An 18,126-nucleotide genomic window follows, 5' to 3' on the forward strand; every position below is an offset into this window, starting at 1 on the left:
TGCCTACGGAATCGATATACTGTTCGACAATGGTTTCATGGTTATAAAGCTGTCCCAGATAAAAGCTTTGGCGTGATAGCCGGATAGGGTCTGTGGAACCTTGAATCCGGTGTTTAACGTCCGTTTTTGCCCGGCGTGTGCCGTTACAGATGCGGACGTATAAGTAACCAAACGCTGATTGGCGTCGTACAATGCACAGATTACAACAAAGGATCGTTCCTCGGCGGTGTTATTCGTGACCTCGACTTTGGCCGTTGCGTTCATTCCCGGCGTTAATGCGGATAGCTTGTTGCCGTTCCAATCTATGAACTCAAAAGAGTTCAACTGGATAGAACGTCCTCTCACGAGGATAAAATAGCCGTTGCTATCGGATTGCGCGATTTTGTTCAGAGTAACCTGCGAATTGGTCGCAAAGCTTTTCTTGTACAAATCGAATACCTTGGCGCCTCCGTCAAGCTCGATGGTATCCGCTGTTTTGGTCCAGGTTGACAACCAAGCCAAGTTGGCTTCCATCGTTTCGCGGCTTACAGCGACAAAAACATCCGCATCATTCGTTACAGTAAAAGTGGTGAGCACATCGCTTGCTGTATAAGAACCCGATGCATTCGACGTGCGAATCCAATCGATTCCTGTGTAATTGGAAGAGAGTTTGGTTATGGTGCTCTGTGAATCGCCATAAGGCGTACTGCCTACGGCGAGATCGCTTTGCACGGACCATCCAGACATGTTTTTGGTATCGTTGACGTACACGTTTTGGATAATACTAGTAGTAGCGGAATCCAATGCTTTTCTCGGATTAGGCGTAACAGCAACGGCTTGCGACAAGGAGAGAGGACTCTCTACTTCCGTGTCGGTGCCTTTGGACAGCAGCCTTGTGTTTTGGGTAATTTTCACATAATACGTTTTCCCGTTCTCAAGCAGCGGGCTGGTGGAGGATGTCCCAAGCTTTGTGATAGAGACGTAATCGCTCGGCACAAACTTTTTATTATATTTGTCCATGACCTTCACATACTCCGAATCAGCAGCGTCAGGTTTGGTCGCCACGTAGACATTATTCGATCTGGCGCTTGCCGATGGTGCCCATTCTACGTAGATTTCTTTATCCCTTGGATAGGCCGTAAGTCCAACGGGAGCTTCTGGCGTGGCGGCAGGCGGTTTCGCAGAGACCTTGATTCGGGATACGTAGAAAGAGTTAATCGGATTAGGTGATTCGCCAGCTGTAAGCAATTCAATCATGGCGATGTTTTGCTTTATTTTCTCACTCGTCGTGGTACCGGCGCTCCGAACCTCGACCGTAGGTTGCTTGGAGAAACACAGGTTACCATCCACATATACCATGACTTGATCATTGACGATATCGACAACAACCTTGATGTTATACCAACGATTCGGCTCATACGGATACATGTTGTCCGGACCCGTTTTGGCATCGAAGACGAACTTTGCCTGTGAAGGATCTGCTGTGATTCTGGCGATATAGTCGCCGTTGCTGCTTAATAGATTCAGAACTTTCGCTTTTTCGCGCTGCGGCCCGGGCTGCATGAAGGTAACCTCAGCTACGACCACACCTTCCTGCTTATCAAACGTTTTGACGATTCTCGTCGTGTTGCGATAGACAACCTTGCTGACGGAATTATGGTCATCGTAAACATAGAGGCTGTTGCCTGCTTTACCGGGAGCTTTGGCTACATAAGCGTCACCTTTAAGGCCGCCTGCGTTCCCTTCCTCAAGCATAGGCTTGTATACAACATAGCCTTGATCTTCTGCTTTTGTGCCAAGTGAGTTGTTTTCAAAGTTATCGTCAACGAGCACTTGCCATCCATCGCTAACGGGTGTTTCTGCCGCCATCGCTTTTGTATCAAAAGTGGTTCCGTAAACCCCGCTGACTAACAGAAATGCAAGTGTGAGGCGGAGTATCATCGGCCTAAACTTCTTATTCAAAATAACACCTCCGAAAGATCATTACTTCGTTTTGCCGGATTGGTCATGAGGCACGGTTACCGTTGTAGTAGCCGCCTGGCGATTTCCGGCTTTATCGGTCGCCGTGTAGGTGATGGTATATACGCGTTCGGAATGCTCTTTTGATTTCTCTGCACGAAGCGCAAAAGTCTTATCCAAAGTGCCAAACTGCGCGTCTTGAATGTCATCCGGCTGGATGGAATCATTACAAGTAATAGAAGTAAGGACAATGTTATCGATTTGTGAAATGGCGTCAAAAGCATACACATCGGCAGTCACAGTGACCATTTTCTTATTTGGCGGCCAGATGGTGTCCTGATCCAAGGTTACTTTGATGGAAGGCGCTTCTTTATCCAGTCGTAGAGTTAGGGATTGGACGGCTTCTTCATTTCCAGCCTGATCAATACTTCTGTACTCAAACAGATAGCTACCGCTAATTTCAGGTAGTGTAACCGCTTGTACATATTGGCTCCAAGCACCTCCATTCAATCGGTAGGTGGTTTGGGTGACCGAAACGTTGTCTGTTGCGGAAAGTGTGACAGTCGGCGCGGAAACATACCAGCCATTGCTGCCGTCAACTGGGCTAGCTTCGGCGGTTGTTACTGGCGCTGTTGTATCAAGCGAATTTACGGTAAAGGTCGTTTGGGAAACAGCGATATCGGCTTCACCTGCGACGGAAACGGCATAGGTACCGGTAATGCTTTTATTCACCGTAAAATGAAACAGGTAGTCACCGTTTGTGCTGCTTTTGCCCTGATCCAAGTAGGCAAGACGATTGTGCGGATCACGGACTTGTACAGTAATCAGATGCTCTCCCGTCAAGCCCGAGTTGCCGGAAACCGTTACAATACCTGTAGCAGAATCAAACGATGCTGTTACTTCCGCGGGAGATGCCGATGCGATCTGCAGCGATAGACTGAAGAACATCAGGAGTGACAGCAGGAATAAGGTCCATTTTCTCAAGTTACTTCCTCCTCTTGTTTGTTATGGAGCGGAATATGCCTAAGTCATTCATCCCCTTTCGGATTTTTCGTCAAAAAATTGAAATCGTTTTCAATGAAGCAAATGAAAAAAGATAGCGTGAAAACAGCTATGCTAGTTAACTTTAATACATATTCCATCTGGCACATTAGGGGAATGAGTTCATTTTTATAGGTTATTTCTTTCATTTAGGTGTATGCAATGAATCAAGTGAAGGCATTACGCCGCAAGGTTAATGTTTTTGCCCTATAAACTGTTCTCGAACCCCCCATATCGGAGCTGGTTTCTCCTTTTATAATACAAACAAGTACGATCTTAACTTAAGGGGGATAACGGTGAGCCTATCCATTGTTGAATGTTTAACGGAATATGCGAATAACCCGCTTGGACTTGATGTCAGGCGGCCACGTTTGTTTTGGAGGCTGGAGTCGAACGAACGCTCTGCTGCTCAAGCGTATTATCAAGTGATGGTTTCCTCATCACAAGAGCGGTTGGATCAAGGTGTGGCTGATAAGTGGGACAGCGGTAAAGTGGCGTCCGATCAATCAATTCACATTGCATATGCGGGAGATACGTTGATCTCTGAGCAAACTTATTATTGGAAAGTCCGAGTGTGGGATACGCATGGAGAAGCATCTGCCTGGAGTCAAACGGCTTATTGGTCCATGGGACTGCTGTCACGCGCAGATTGGAAGGCCAAGTGGATCGGCCGCAAAGCAGAAAAAGGCGTTGATATGCAGCCTCCTCCATACTTGCGGAAAAGCTTCCAGCTTGCCAAGCAGGTGAAAAGAGCGTTTGTTTATGCGACTGCGCTTGGCTTATATGATCTTCGGCTTAACGGAAGCAGGATTGGAGCTCTCTTTGCGCCTGGCTGGACAGACTATGAGACACGCGTGCAAGTGCAAGCCTATGAGATTACAGACCAATTAACCGTAGGCGAAAATGTTTTTGGAGCCATTTTAGGTGACGGCTGGTACGCGGGTACGGTCGGTTTTCTCGGGAAAAATGTGTATGGGGAAAGGCCGTTTTTGCTTCTTCAGGCACGAATTGAGTACCTCGACGGCACGAGTGAGCTTATCATTTCTGACTCGTCTTGGCAGGCAGCTAAGGGAGCGATTCTTTATTCGGATCTAATCAAAGGTGAAGCCTACGATGCTCGGCTGGAGCCGACCGGATGGGATCAAGCCGGTTATCAAGCAGCTTCTTGGGAGATTCCGGATGTTCGAACGGGCTACAATGGATTGCTTGTGGCAACGATTGAACCGCCGGTTCGCATCATGCAAGTACGTAAGCCCGTCTCTTTCCGCCGCACGGAAGAAGGGACTTTCATTTATGATATGGGACAAAATATGGTGGGTTGGACAGAGTTCAAAGTTAGTGGGGCAGCAGGCCACCAAGTCACCGTCAGCCATGCCGAGATGCTGAATCCAGACGGCAGCCTATATTTGGACAACTTACGAGTAGCCGTTCAGCAGGACCATTATGTGTTAAAAGGGACCGGGGAAGAAAGGTATGAACCGCATTTTACATTTCACGGATTCCGTTACGTTGAACTGATTGGTTACCCTGGTGAACCCGATTTGGATACAATCCTGGGAAAAGTCGTACACTCCGATATGGCCGAGACGGGACGACTGGAGACCAATGATGAGATGGTGAACCGGCTGTATAGCAATATTACATGGGGACAAAGGGGTAATTTCCTCTCTGTGCCGACGGATTGCCCGCAGCGCGACGAGAGGTTGGGCTGGACCGGTGATGCGCAAATTTTTGCCCGCACGGCCGCTTACAATATGAATGTATCTCGCTTCTTTTCAAAATATATGCAGGATATGATCGACAGTCAGCTGCCGTCGGGGGCTTTCACAGATGTGGCGCCTGACGCCGGCTGGATTCGCCACAAAATGTGGAATGCGAATCTGAATTGGTTCGCACCCGATAATGCGGGATGGGGCGATGCCGGGGTTATCATTCCATGGACCTTGTATCTGATGTACGGGGATATTCGCATATTGGAAAATAACTACCAAGCGATGGTTGATTGGGTCGGCTACCTTCGGGACAACACTGAAGATCTCGTGCGTCCGGATTATGCCAACTATGGCGATTGGTTGTCCATTGATGCGGATACGCCAAAAGAAGTGCTAGCCACGGCTTATTTTGCTTACAGCACCCAGTTGTTGGCTAAGATCGCCGGCGTTCTGGGACGCGAGCAAGATCAGACGCAATATGAGAGCTTGTTTGCCTCGATTGCCCAAGCATTCCGGGATTCGTTTGTGGGCAGTGACGGCCGAATTCACGGAGAGACGCAGGCGGTGTATGTCCTTGCGCTGCAATTCAACTTGCTGACCGAAGAATTGAATAAGATGGCTATAGAGCATCTGACAGATGATATTTCCGCTCGTGGAGACCGTTTATCAACGGGCTTTCTCGGAGTCGGCTACTTACTGCCTGCTTTAACGGATCATCGAAAGTTAGACGTTGCTTACACGCTGCTTACTCAGGAGGAGTTCCCTTCCTGGATGTATTCCATCAAACATGGGGCAACGACCATCTGGGAACGGTGGGATGGCTGGACGGAACACAAAGGGTTCCAAACGCCGTCAATGAACTCCTTTAATCACTATTCCCTTGGCTCAGTAGGGGAGTGGATGTTCCGATATATGGCCGGCATCGAGGCTGATCCTGCTGCACCAGGGTTTAAACATGCGATCATACGGCCAAGGCCAGGTGGAAAATTGGACCGGGTTAAAGCAAGCTACGATTCCTTGTACGGAACCATCGAGGTGGCTTGGCATTTATCCGCGTCGTCAAAAGTATTCCGGATCGAAGTGTCGATTCCCGTTAATACGACGGCTACGATTTATGTACCTGGACGGGTTAGTGCCATCGATGGCGTCGAAAGGACATCAGGAACTTGGGAGATCGAAGGCTGCCAGCCGCTTGGCAGTACGGAAGAGGTAAGTTGGTTCAAGCTTGGAGCGGGTCGATACACGTTTGAGAGTGATTTGCTTGCCATTAAGGCATCTGTGTAGTGTTGGTTTCATTATTCATATATAAAGGGTGAAAGAGGCATGACGACGAGGAAAAAGTACGTATTGGTTGGAGCCGGCGGGCGAGCGCGGTTCTTTTATTCCGCCATGGCGGAGAGCTTCCGGGAAACGACGGAGCTGCTGGCCTTATGCGACATCAACCAGACCCGCATGAATTATGCGAAGCAGCAATTGCAGATGAAGTTTGACTACCCAGAGGTGCGCACCTACAAACCGGAAGCGTTCGACCGGATGATCGAAATCGAGAAGCCGGATGTAGTTATCGTCACGAGTGTTGATCGTACACACCATACGTATATCATTCGTGCGCTGGAATTAGGCTGCGATGTAATAACAGAGAAGCCTATGACAATTGACGAGGAGAAGTGCCGTCAAATTCTTGAAACAGTGGAGAAGACAGGACGCAACGTGCGGGTTACGTTCAATTACCGTTATGCGCCTCATCATACGAAAGTGCGAGAGTTGATTGAAGAAGGCGTCATTGGACAGGTCAACTCCGTCCATTTCGAGTGGCTGTTGAATACCAAACACGGAGCTGATTATTTCCGTAGATGGCATCGTGACAAGAAAAACAGCGGTGGACTGCTCGTGCACAAATCGACGCATCACTTCGATCTCGTCAGCTTCTGGATCGGGTCAGAGCCGGATACGGTGTTTGCTCTTGGCGATCTGCTCTTCTATGGACGTGAAAACGCTGAGAAACGCGGTGTAACTCAATTCTACGATAGAGCAACGGGTAATCCGCTTGCCGAGGATGATCCTTTTGCACTCCATTTGGATCGCAATGGACGATTGAAGGCGTTGTATTTAGACGCTGAGCATGAGGATGGCTACCTTCGCGATCAGAACGTATTCGGAGATGGCATCAGCATTGAAGATACGATGGGCGTTATGGTTCGCTATCAAAACAAAGCGATTTTGACCTATTCGTTAAATGCCTATTCCCCTTGGGAAGGTTACCGGATAGCTTTTAATGGAACGAAAGGTCGACTGGAGATGACGATTATGGAGCAATCCTATGTCAATTCTGGTGGAGATAAGGCGCTCGAAGGAGCGATAAAAAATAAGGAGATCCGCGTCTTTCCGATGTTTGAACGTCCGTATGAGGTGAACGTAGAAACCGGTGTTGGCGGCCATGGCGGAGGAGATCCTGTGCTGCTGAACGACATTTTTGGTGAGCCGGCTGAGGATCGCTTTAAGCGGGCTGCGAATCATATGGACGGAGCCCGGTCCATTTTGGTCGGCATTGCCGCGAATCGCGCAATCCGGACAGGCCAACCCGTCAAAGTTGCAGATTTGCTAAGGTAAAGGATTGCTATAAAAGATTGCCCGCCTCTGGGAATCTCGGGGGAGGGCAGTGGCGGAGGGAACTACAGAACGCTATTTCATGGGAAACGATCCATTGGGCAACGAATGGGAACTACGATCCGTTATTTTCTCATTGTGAGTAGAAAATGGCTCGGAAACCATGAAATAAGCCCCTGTAGTTCCCCTCGACCATCAAAACCCGTCAGTTTCGCGGAATAGTAGCCTACAGTTCCTCTAAATTACCGAGCCGAGTGGTGCCCTCTTATCGGTTGACCCGAAAGTGCGAGGGGCTTTTGCCCATAACGGTTTTAAACGCCCGGCTGAACGTATGAATGTTCGCAAACCCCAGCTGCTCAGCAATTTGACTCAAGGGTGTGTTGGAAAATTGAATGCTGTTTTTGGCTCTTTCCATGCGAATGTTTTGGTGATACTGGATGGGAGTCATTTGAAACATTGTTTTGAAAAGATGAATAAGATGAAATTTACTGATATGAAACTTCTCGGATAACTCCTCGAGTGTCACGTTTCGATTGACATTGCGGTCAATATAGGTGCGGATTTCGGATAAGAATTCAACCTGACCCTCTTTCGTTGTTTTGCCGCCATAATACTGTTCGCGCAGCAGGATTGCAAGCAGATCAAGCATAGCGCTTTTGACCCGGAACTCGTAATAGGGTGGTTTGGTTTCATGCTCACGGATGAGATCGAACAGCACCCGTTCCAAATGAGTGGAATCCCGTGGACGAAAATGGTTCGGGATAAAATAAGGAGATGTGGAGAGCAGGTCCTCACGAAACCATTCTTTTTCTTTCTCACTCATCTGATCGATGGACTTAAACGAGACGGTAACCTCCGGGCTATTCGGCAAAACGTTAAGATCGAAATGGACATGAGGCTGGCGAATGGTTTGTGTCCCTTTTGACTTTATAGCATGTCGCTCTCCAGGTTTAAAAAAGAAAACATCCCCTGGACGGCCTTCGTAAATGTGCTCTGCCACTCTCACTTCCAATTGACCTTCCATCAGAAACAGCAGCTCATAATCCCAAATCATGCGTTTTTCTATCGTCCATGGTGTCTCGATCACACTATCCATTGCAACACGAATGTAGGGCGAAATCTGACTCAATTCCATAACGGCACCTCAGCAATATATGGTAAGGAAATCGGCAATCTATGCTAAATAAATGGGGATAAAACACTTTATAATGGAGGTATGTACAACAATATATGATACAGAGGTGATGGGCATGCTGCAACTGCATGGTTTGGGAAATGGCTTATCTACGGCTCCTCTCGTGACAAACGGGCGGACACGTTCCATTACGGCGGAAAATTTGGCGGGGGAGAAAGGGCAAGGAGGTAAAGCCGCCAGCAACCTGGGAACGGCCAGAAAAGGGCGTCCTTGCATCGATTTAAAACAAGGCGAAACGGTTACGCTTGCTCATATACAGGGAGCTGGCGTGCTTCAGCACTTTTGGATCACGGTTACCGATAAAACAGGTGCCAAAGGACATCAAGCACAGTACGTGCTTCGTGACCTCGTGCTCAGAATGTACTGGGATGACGAAGAGACGCCATCCGTTGAAGTGCCGCTTGGCGACTTCTTTTGCAATGGTTTCGCCAGACGCAGTAACGTCAATTCACTTCCGATTTCCGTTAACCCGACCGGTGGGATGAACTGCTATTTCGCGATGCCGTTCCGCACCTCTGCGAAAATTACGATTGAAAACCAGCACGCCTATGACATTGGCGGATTTTTCTATACATTTAATTATACGCTTGTTGACGAACTGCCTGATAATGCGGCTTATTTCCATGCTCAATGGCGCCGAGAGCGCTTCACCGAGATGGGGAAGGATTACACTATACTAGACAATGTCAAAGGGGCCGGTCAATATGTGGGTACCTACTTGGCATGGGCAGCGCTGGAAAGAAACTGGTGGGGAGAAGGCGAGATGAAGTTTTATATGGATGGCGATGACGAGTGGCCGACCATCTGCGGGACAGGGACTGAAGATTATGTGGGGGGCGCTTGGTGTTTCTCCAATTTGAAAACCAACGAACCGGAGTCCTATTCAACGCCTTATTTAGGATATACGTACTACAAAGAAACGACCGAGATTGATCCATGGTCCGGTCATCAGGTGCCTATGCATGGGATGTACCGTTGGCATCTGCCGGATCCAATCCGCTTTGAAAGTGATTTGAAAGTAATGATTCAGCAAATTGGCCATGATCATTCGCGCTTATTTGAGAGGTCCGATGATGTTTCTTCCGTCGCTTACTGGTATCAGATGGAGCCTCATGCAGATTTTCCGGCGCTGCTGCCGGTACAGCAAAGATGGCCTAGATAATTGCAGCAGGCACTTTTTTAATCCGCGGTGCTTGATCGTTACGTTTTACGTATATAAACGCTATAAGGTTGTCTCTGAAGGTCTTTATGGCCAAGGGGAGAACCTTTTTTTGTTTTTGAGCTTTCAGCGGGAGGGAACTACAGGACTCTATTTCACGGAATAGGCCCATTTTTCATGGACATGGGAACTACAGGGCACTATTTCGCAAGTTTCACCTGAAAATCTCACCTTGGAGGGCAAATAAGAGCCTGTAGTTCCGCTCACACACAAAACTGCTCGTTTTTCTCCAAATAGGGGCTTCCAGTTCCTCTAGGTGAACCCAGATCCAATATAGTACATTGGTTTTATATTTATTAAGCAGAGAACTATGGTATAATTTACTAAAACAGGATTGAAATCAAGATCTGGGTCAATGTCGTACCGAATGATGAGCAAAAAATGAGGAGAATCATATGGAACTATGGATCGAAGAATCCCGCCAAAGGTGCTTGCAGCAAGGTTTGGACCCTACCAAAATACCATTACCCGGTTTTCAATTGACGGCCAAACAGCTTCAGGAAGAGAAGCATAAGTATCGAAAGATTCTAGTGGTAACTAATTATTTTGCAGAAAAATTATTAGCCTTCTTGTCAGGGACACCTCATCTCATAGTCGTAACGAATGATACAGGTTATATCCTGGATAATTATGGCGATGAGACCATGAAGTCGACAATCAATCGGTTCGGCATTCAAGAAGGCATCAAGTGTGATGAAGAATTTATGGGGACGAATGTGGTAGCGCTTGCGCTCCTTGAACAAAAACCGATTCAGATTGTTGGGAAAGAGCATTATCATATGATGTTGGAGGATAGCGCCTGTTATTGCGTTCCCTTCCACTTTTCCAATTTCCACAACTTATCAGGGGCCATCTCGATCATGACGTCCGTAGAGCATCACCATCCTACGTATCTAGCTCTGCTAGCGAATATGGTAGATTCTATCGAACGGGAACTGTCGCTCCGCCTCGTTAATCATAATCAGAACCTGATTCAGCAGCTTGTGGTGAATAATATGCGCAATGGGATCATTATGACGGATGAACGAGGGATCATCACGGAATTTAATGCGTATGCGGAGAAAATTACGGGAAGGAACCGGAAGAGTGTAACAGGCACACCGGTATTTCCTTTTGAACATTTTGGCAGCTATTTCTATCAAGCTCTGAAGTATCGCAAGCAAAGTGAGAATATTGAGCTTACTTTCCGCTATTCCTTGGATCAAGAGAGTGTGTGTCTCTTTGATGTGCTGCCCATCCTGAACGAACATGGCGAACTGCTGGGTGCCTTCGCTCAGTTTCGCGATATCACAGATCGTGTGATCCTGGAGCGGCAGTGGATTAATTCGGAGAAGTTCTCGGCCATCGGCAAGCTGGCGGCAGGTTTAGCGCATGAGATCAGGAATCCTCTTACGGCCATCATTGGTTTTTTTCAGCTGAGTAAGCAGTCCAACGACCCTACTAAACTATGGAGTTACGTTCATTTAATCGAAACAGAGCTTCAAAGCATGAAGCAGCTTGTATCCGATTTCGTCGTTATGGCCAAGCCTAGCACACCGGAACGAAGAGCCGTGAACATGCAGGAATTTCTGAAAGACATTGTACGATTTATGGATAGTCAGGCTATTCTAAAAAACACATCCATCACGGCGATAACCGATAACGCCTTAACGGTTGCTATGATTGACCCCTCTCAAATCAAACAAGTCCTCATTAACCTTCTCCAAAATGCCATTGAATCCATTGGGAAAAATGGGACCATTCAGCTGTGCGCAGAATTGGCGGATGACAATCAAAGCTTCAAAATCAGCATTGATGATAATGGCATTGGCATGACCAAAGAAGAATTGGATCAAATTCTGAATCCCTTTTTTACAACGAAAGAGAATGGATTAGGACTCGGCTTATCGATTTGTTACCGAATTATTGAAAATCATAAAGGAACCATAACCGCAACCTCTCGAAAAGGCTACGGGACGCGATTTGAGGTTACGTTACCCTTAGAATGACGGCTCGATAACCGAGATAAGCGCATGCTCACTTCAGTTGAAGTGAGTTTTTTGTTTCCGCGATACGACCATATGTGTGCTTGAAAAGGGAAATATGTATGGTCATCAGCCTAATTGTACCCTAGGCGATGATGCCCTAATTTTATATAATGAGTTGGGGAGTAAGCGCTCTCATAGAAAGGGGAGTTACCTGTGCCCAAGTTCTCAGGCGTGTTTCGGAAGTTTCTTTTTTCCTACATCCTTATTTTAATTATTCCTAGTATTGCGGGGTATATGTCATATCGCACCTCAATCGCTGTCACGCAGTCCATTTCCATTGAAAACAATGTGACACAACTGCAGAAGAGTCAGGAAATTTTGGAGCGCAGAATGGCGGAGGTGGAAAGTTTCACCAGGCAGCTGGCTTTGAATCAAGATTTAAGTGTGCTATTAAATGAAAGCGTTATGGATCAGAAAACGAATGTGTTTGGGATTTGGAAAATCTCAAGGGATATTAAGGCTTATAGCCAAACCAACGACTTTTTGAAGCACTTTTTTATTTATTTCACCAACTTTAATGTGCTTGTAACGCCTGGCAACGCCTATTTTCGACCGGAACATTATTATGAGGCTTCGCATTACAACAATCTTTCATTCGATGATTGGAAAAAGAAGATTTTAGATAAAACGCATAGCAGTGAAATCATGCCGCTGAGTCCTTTCGTTACTGGAGGGACACAAACATCCGTAATCACCTATATGCAATCGCTTCCATTAGACAGCTTTAGTGATTCATCACCGGCAACCGTGGTTACGATTATAGATGAAAAAACGATCAACAGTGTGTTATCGGGCTTGCGGAATGAATCGGGCAGCTGGATGTACATCAGTGATGCGCAAGGTCACACGATTAGTCTGCAGGGAATTACCCAGCCGGAAATTGAGCAGCTCTCCGTGGATCCAAAGTTCGATAAAGCGTCCGTCAGCCAATTTTATAAAGATGATCTCGTGATCAAAATTCGCTCCAAAACAACAGGCTGGGTTTACAGTACGGGGATTCCAAGACACGTTTTGATGGAGAATGCGAATAAGATCAAATACATTACCTGGTCGGTGACAGGTGCTGCGCTGCTGATTGGTCTTCTTGTAGGCTACTTGCTTTCGTACCGCAATACGCTTCCAATTACTCGGTTGCTTCAGGTCATGAAAGAGCATTTTGGCAAGGAAGCGGCGCTGGCACGTAATGAATATGATTTTATACAGGGTAACATTTCCAATATTTTGATGAATAGCAAACACTTAGAATCTGAGCTCAAACGACAGCTTCCGTTAATTCGGGATGCTTTCTATAAGCGGCTGATTGCAGGAGAGTTTCAAACCAGGGAAGAAATCATGTCTGCGGCTGCTCAAGCGGGCACTGGTGTTAGCTTTAATTCCGGCTACACGGGTATTTTGCAAATTAACGGGTATTCTGATATGGAAAGCGTTGAAATTCTAAACGAGCTGAGCGCCGCCAGATTGATTCTGAAGCAAATTGTGATCGAAGATGAAAGTCGCGTCCTGGTTCATATGACCGATTTGGGTTCGGATCGAATGGTTCTCCTCTTTACCTCCGGGAATCCAGAAGCTGGGGAGGAAGTCAATAAAGATGATGTTGAGCAGCTCGTGAACCGGCTAGTCAATCTTGCTTTTGGTGAGTATCGCATTACGATAACGGCTGGGTTAAGCGATCCTTTTACCTCCGTAATGGAGGTTAGCCGATCCTACGAGCAAGCAAGGCAGGCATTAGAAAACGCTATTTATATGAACAAAAAAGGAATCGTATGGTTAGGCGATACACGAATTGAGAGCAATACGTATTATTATCCGATCGACTTGGAACTGCGATTAATTAGTACAATTAGAGCAGGCGATGAAGAGGAAGCGAAACGAATCGTCAGATCGATGATTGCGCACAACACGGAAAATCGCGAGCTTTCTATGGAGATGAAGCATCAGTTCATCGGAGAATTGAAGGGAACGCTGCTCAAACTGCTCGACCAGAAGGCGATTATGGAATCCTCATCGTTCGAGAAAATCAAAAATCGGATCATTGCTATTGGGATCAGCGAGTCCATTGAAATTATTTCCCAAGAAATAAATGGGATTGTTGCGGACATGTGCGGCCTGATTATGAGTAAAAAGAACGATGCGCACTATCGAACAGTGAAACAAATAAATGAATTTATCGCAGCCAGGTACGCAGATCCCGATCTTAACTTATACCGGATTGCAGAACATGTCGAACGGCCGGAGAAATACATCTCCCAGCTGTATAAAGAGGTGACGGGGACGAATTTATCCGACCATCTGGAGAAAGTAAGAATGGATCATGCGGCGAGTCTTCTTAAAAGAAACCAGTACAACGTCGACGAAATTGCTTCGCACGTCGGCTATAACAGTTCGCATTCTTTCCGCAGGGCATTTAAACGTGTAATGGGCGTTTCGCCAAGCTCGTTCCGACAATCTGTCGAGGAATAAAACCCTAGAGTTTTCTCTAACCACAAAAGAGGCCATTCTTCCGTCATTTACATGACTGATGGGAGAATGCCTCTTTTTTGACTGCACAGGTGGCGCGGGTTAAATGGACGTTTAATTAGCAAATGTTCGGCCTGATTCGGGTTTTATGTTCGGAATTTGACGCAAATGTACCTATACGATGGCCTCGGCAACCACCTATAATCAGCCATATGGAAAGCGCTATCACATTTTATCGGATTGTAGGAGGGAGTATGTGAAAAAGAGTCTTATCAAACATTGGCAGCTATATCTGATCGTGATTCCACCATCTTTATTTTTTATTATTTTCAAATATTATCCCATGCTGAATGCCGTCCTTGCCTTCAAGGATTACAACGTGACCAAAGGGATTTGGGGAAGCCCTTGGGTAGGCTTTAAGCATTTTGAGTTGTTCTTCGAGAATCCGATCTTCTGGACCCTGATTAAAAACACGCTGCTTATCAGCGGATATTTGCTTCTCGCCGGCTTCCCGATTCCTGTTTTATTGGCTCTCGCGCTGAATGAAATACGCAATGGCAAGTTTAAGCGGTTCGTACAATTAGTTTCGTTTGCCCCTTATTTTATTTCCACCGTTGTCATGGTTTCCATCATCATGCTGTTCCTGGCACCTCGACTGGGTTTCGTGAATGTCGCGATGAACTATTTCGGGATGGATTCGATTAATTTTCTCGGGCAACCGGGGATGTTTCGTTCGATCTACGTTTGGTCAGATATTTGGCAGACCGCCGGTTATTCCGCCGTTATATTTCTGGCTGCGCTGGCCGGTGTCGATCCTTCGCTGTATGAAGCAGCCAAAGTGGACGGAGCGTCGAGGTTTCAGAAGATCCGCCATATTGATCTCCCGGGTATTCTGCCGACGATTACGATCATTTTTATTTTGAATGTTGGCAGTGTCATGTCATTAGGATTCGAAAAAATATATTTGCTGCAAAACCCGCTGAACAAAATAAATTCAGAAATAATAGCAACTTATGTGTATCAGATTGGCCTATTAAACGCGAACTACAGTTTTGCGACGGCGGTCGGTTTATTTAATTCCTGTATCAACTTAATTCTGCTCGTTGTCGTCAATCGGGTTGCGAAACGACTCTCGAATACGAGTATTTGGTGAGAATGGAGGAACCATGCAATGAACACCGTGAAAACAACGATCCGAGAATCAGCGGGCGATAAAATATTTGTCATTAGCCTCTATGTGATCCTGAGTCTTCTGTTAGTGATCGTTTTGTATCCGCTGATTTATATTTTGAGCTCCTCGTTCAGCTCACCGGCGGCTGTAACGTCGGGGCGTGTGTGGTTATGGCCAGTGGAGTTTTCTCTGAAGGGATACGCTCAGCTCATGGATAATCCGAAAATCATGACCGGCTATGCGAACTCTTTATTTTATACGGCGGCAGGGACCTTGATCTCGGTAGCGCTTACGATCATGATGGCTTATCCGCTATCACGAAAAACATTTAAGGGTCGCAACGTCCTCATGATGTTAGTCACCTTTACGTTGTTATTTACCGGCGGGCTAATTCCTACTTATTTGGTCGTGAAACAGATGGGCCTCATTGACACCAGATGGGCTTTATTAATTCCCAATGCCATCTGGGTCTGGCAAGTTATCATCGCCCGAACCTTCTTTCAAACCTCAATACCCGATGAACTTATTGACTCCAGTGAGCTTGATGGCTGCAGTGACCTCAGATTTATGTGGAGCGTTGTGATCCCGTTGTCTAAGCCGATTATCGCTGTTTTATTCCTCATGTACGCGGTGGGCCAGTGGAATGCTTATTTCGATGCGCTAATTTATCTCAAAACCGCCCAACTGTTCCCGCTGCAGCTTATTTTGCGGAGCATTATTATTTTGAATAACAGTTCGAATGCCACGGATGCCCTGAAACTGGTTGAAAGACAGCAGCTAGCAGAACTCCTGAAATACTCGCTGATTGTTGTTGCGACGATTCCTGTGCTAATCATCTACCCGTTTGTACAGCGCTATTTTGTACAAGGAATGTTAGTGGGATCTGTGAAAGGGTAACGGAAAAAGGGATATGGCAGGGAACTGAAGAAATGAAAGGGGTGATCGACAAGAACTTGCAGGCTATAGATCAACCTATAAGTCAGCTTTTCAATTCAGCAAAGGGAGCGGATTTCATTGAAAAGAAGATCGGTCAGCGTTTTGATTTTTATCATAATGTGCAGTTTGATCCTTGCTGCATGCACAAGTACACAAGAGGCATCGCCATCGTCAAAACCTACTACAGATACAGCCTCGCCGGGCGCTGGGCAAACAGGCAAACCTGTACAAATCAGCGTTTTTGCGCAGCAGGCGAACGATATTGATTTGAATACGAACCTGTTCACGAAGCATTTGGAAAGTAAATTTAATGCGAAGTTCAAGTTCGATGTGATTCCTTATGACGGCGCCAAAGAAAAGCGCCAAATCTCGTTAGCGAGCGGCGATTATCCGGAAGCTTATATGTTAACGGCTTATATCGATCAGTTCTCGCAAGCGGATCTTTTGAAATTCGGCAAACAAGGTGTCTTGCTGCCGCTTAATGATTTGATTAACCAATACGCGCCTAACATCAAAGCGGCCATGGAGAAGGATGCAACGTTCAAAAGCTTCATTACAGCACCAGATGGAAAAATCTATGGTCTTGGCTCCTACACGCAATGCTTTCACTGCTCTTACCCGAACAAAATGTGGATCAATACAAGCTGGCTGAAAAAGCTGAACCTGGAGATGCCGAAAACGACGGAAGATTTCAGGAAAGTGCTTCAAGCTTTCAAAAAAAATGATCCGAATGGCAACGGCAAGGCGGATGAGGTGCCACTTAGCGGTTCAACCGAGGACTTCGGTGTACGTGTGATCCCGTTCCTGATGAACGGTTTCATCTATGATGATGACCGGAATTATTTGAATCTGGTTAACGGGAAAGCGGATACAGTAGCGAATAAACCGGAATGGAAAGAAGGCCTTACGTATATAAAATCCTTATATGACGAAGGTTTGATCGATCCTGGTGCGTTTACTCAAAATGCGGAAGCTTTTAAGAAAATTGGTGAGAACGGTTCAGGTCAGATTCTTGGCGCAGGCGCGGGCATGCATCCAGCCATCTTCGTTAATATTGATAAAGGCAATAAGAACTCTGCCGATTATAACCCTGTTCCGCCTCTTACAGGACCCCATGGTTCATTGTCCACACATGATGGAGGCGGCTTGATTCCTGGGGCGAAATTCGTCATCACCAATAAAGCGAGCCAAGAAGCGCAAGTTACTTTAATTAAAATGGTCGATTACATGTTCACGATGGAAGGTCAAACGAATGCGGCATCCGGTATGGAAGGCATTGACTGGAGAAAGCCGAAGGAAGGCGAAGTGGCGCTGGGCAAAGGGGTTACACCACAAATCGCGACGATTCCAGCGATTGATGGACAGCCGCCTCGCAACGCAGGATGGAGCGGCATGGGCCATTTCTACCAGCCAAAGGAATATCGCGATAGCATCGTACAAGGCACGGATGTTTATGATTCCGCCAATTATGAACGCAGATTGTATGACGCTACACTGCTGTACCAAGGGCATGAACCGAAAGAGCTTTTCCCGATGTGGGCGATTTGGATTGATCCGGCGCTGACCGATGAGGCAAGCATTCTTCAAACCAACATCAAGAACTATATCGAGCAAAGCGCGCTCCAGTTTATTACGGGGAACAAAGATTTGAACAAAGATTGGGACGCGTATGTGAAAGGTCTCGACAATCTCAAGCTCGGCAGATATCTTGAAATTCTTCAAAAAGCGTACGATTCGGCAGCGATTAAAAAATAAGGCGTAAAGTGGGGCTGTCGAGATAGGTCAGGAATGACCTGTTGGATAGCCTCCTTTTTTTTGAGTTA

11 protein-coding genes are annotated in these 18,126 nt (G+C 46.5%); 8 read left to right on the forward strand and 3 right to left on the reverse strand.

The features are described from left to right. Nucleotides 1–3 precede the first annotated feature (3 nt). A complete protein-coding gene (locus RQP52_RS00725; protein ID WP_315948828.1) occupies nucleotides 4–1,941 on the reverse strand; it encodes a fibronectin type III domain-containing protein in 1,938 nt (645 codons plus the stop codon). 21 nt (nucleotides 1,942–1,962) lie between these two features. After that, the gene (locus RQP52_RS00730; RefSeq protein ID WP_315948829.1) at nucleotides 1,963–2,922 is read right to left on the reverse strand and encodes an OmpL47-type beta-barrel domain-containing protein; all 960 of its coding nucleotides are present in this window, start codon (nucleotides 2,920–2,922) and stop codon (nucleotides 1,963–1,965) included. A gap of 353 nt (nucleotides 2,923–3,275) precedes the next feature. On the opposite strand from RQP52_RS00730, the gene RQP52_RS00735 reads away from it, so the two are divergent. Together RQP52_RS00735 and RQP52_RS00740 are read left to right on the forward strand one after the other, a co-directional pair. Then, entirely contained in the window at nucleotides 3,276–5,975 is a 2,700-nt protein-coding gene (locus tag RQP52_RS00735) for a glycoside hydrolase family 78 protein (RefSeq protein ID WP_315948831.1), read from the forward strand. Nucleotides 5,976–6,014: 39 nt separating this feature from the next. Continuing rightward, complete coding sequence (locus RQP52_RS00740) at nucleotides 6,015–7,301, forward strand: Gfo/Idh/MocA family protein (protein WP_315948832.1); 1,287 nt, start codon at nucleotides 6,015–6,017, stop codon at nucleotides 7,299–7,301. 262 nt (nucleotides 7,302–7,563) lie between these two features. On the opposite strand, the gene RQP52_RS00745 is transcribed toward RQP52_RS00740, so the two are convergent. Continuing rightward, nucleotides 7,564–8,433, reverse strand: coding sequence for a helix-turn-helix transcriptional regulator (locus tag RQP52_RS00745; RefSeq protein ID WP_315948833.1), 870 nt, complete (start codon nucleotides 8,431–8,433; stop codon nucleotides 7,564–7,566). Nucleotides 8,434–8,542: 109 nt separating this feature from the next. Between RQP52_RS00745 and RQP52_RS00750 the strand changes: the two genes are divergently transcribed. From RQP52_RS00750 to RQP52_RS00775, 6 genes are all read left to right on the forward strand, one after another. Beyond that, the gene (locus RQP52_RS00750; protein WP_315948834.1) at nucleotides 8,543–9,655 is read left to right on the forward strand and encodes a glycoside hydrolase family 172 protein; all 1,113 of its coding nucleotides are present in this window, start codon (nucleotides 8,543–8,545) and stop codon (nucleotides 9,653–9,655) included. Between the two features lie 452 nt (nucleotides 9,656–10,107). After that, nucleotides 10,108–11,700, forward strand: coding sequence for an ATP-binding protein (locus tag RQP52_RS00755; RefSeq protein ID WP_315948835.1), 1,593 nt, complete (start codon nucleotides 10,108–10,110; stop codon nucleotides 11,698–11,700). A 192-nt stretch (nucleotides 11,701–11,892) separates the two neighbouring features. After that, nucleotides 11,893–14,199: a helix-turn-helix domain-containing protein gene (locus tag RQP52_RS00760; RefSeq protein WP_315948837.1), complete on the forward strand. Its 2,307-nt coding sequence runs from the start codon at nucleotides 11,893–11,895 to the stop codon at nucleotides 14,197–14,199. 178 nt (nucleotides 14,200–14,377) lie between these two features. Next, a complete protein-coding gene (locus tag RQP52_RS00765; RefSeq protein WP_379171069.1) occupies nucleotides 14,378–15,349 on the forward strand; it encodes an ABC transporter permease in 972 nt (323 codons plus the stop codon). An 18-nt stretch (nucleotides 15,350–15,367) separates the two neighbouring features. Further along, nucleotides 15,368–16,264: a carbohydrate ABC transporter permease gene (locus RQP52_RS00770; RefSeq protein WP_315948839.1), complete on the forward strand. Its 897-nt coding sequence runs from the start codon at nucleotides 15,368–15,370 to the stop codon at nucleotides 16,262–16,264. A 117-nt stretch (nucleotides 16,265–16,381) separates the two neighbouring features. After that, nucleotides 16,382–18,058: an extracellular solute-binding protein gene (locus RQP52_RS00775; RefSeq protein WP_326060830.1), complete on the forward strand. Its 1,677-nt coding sequence runs from the start codon at nucleotides 16,382–16,384 to the stop codon at nucleotides 18,056–18,058. The last annotated feature ends 68 nt before the right edge of the window (nucleotides 18,059–18,126 follow it).

The sequence above is a fragment of the Paenibacillus violae genome, from assembly GCF_032461945.1.
Lineage (GTDB): Bacteria > Bacillota > Bacilli > Paenibacillales > NBRC-103111 > Paenibacillus_E > Paenibacillus_E violae.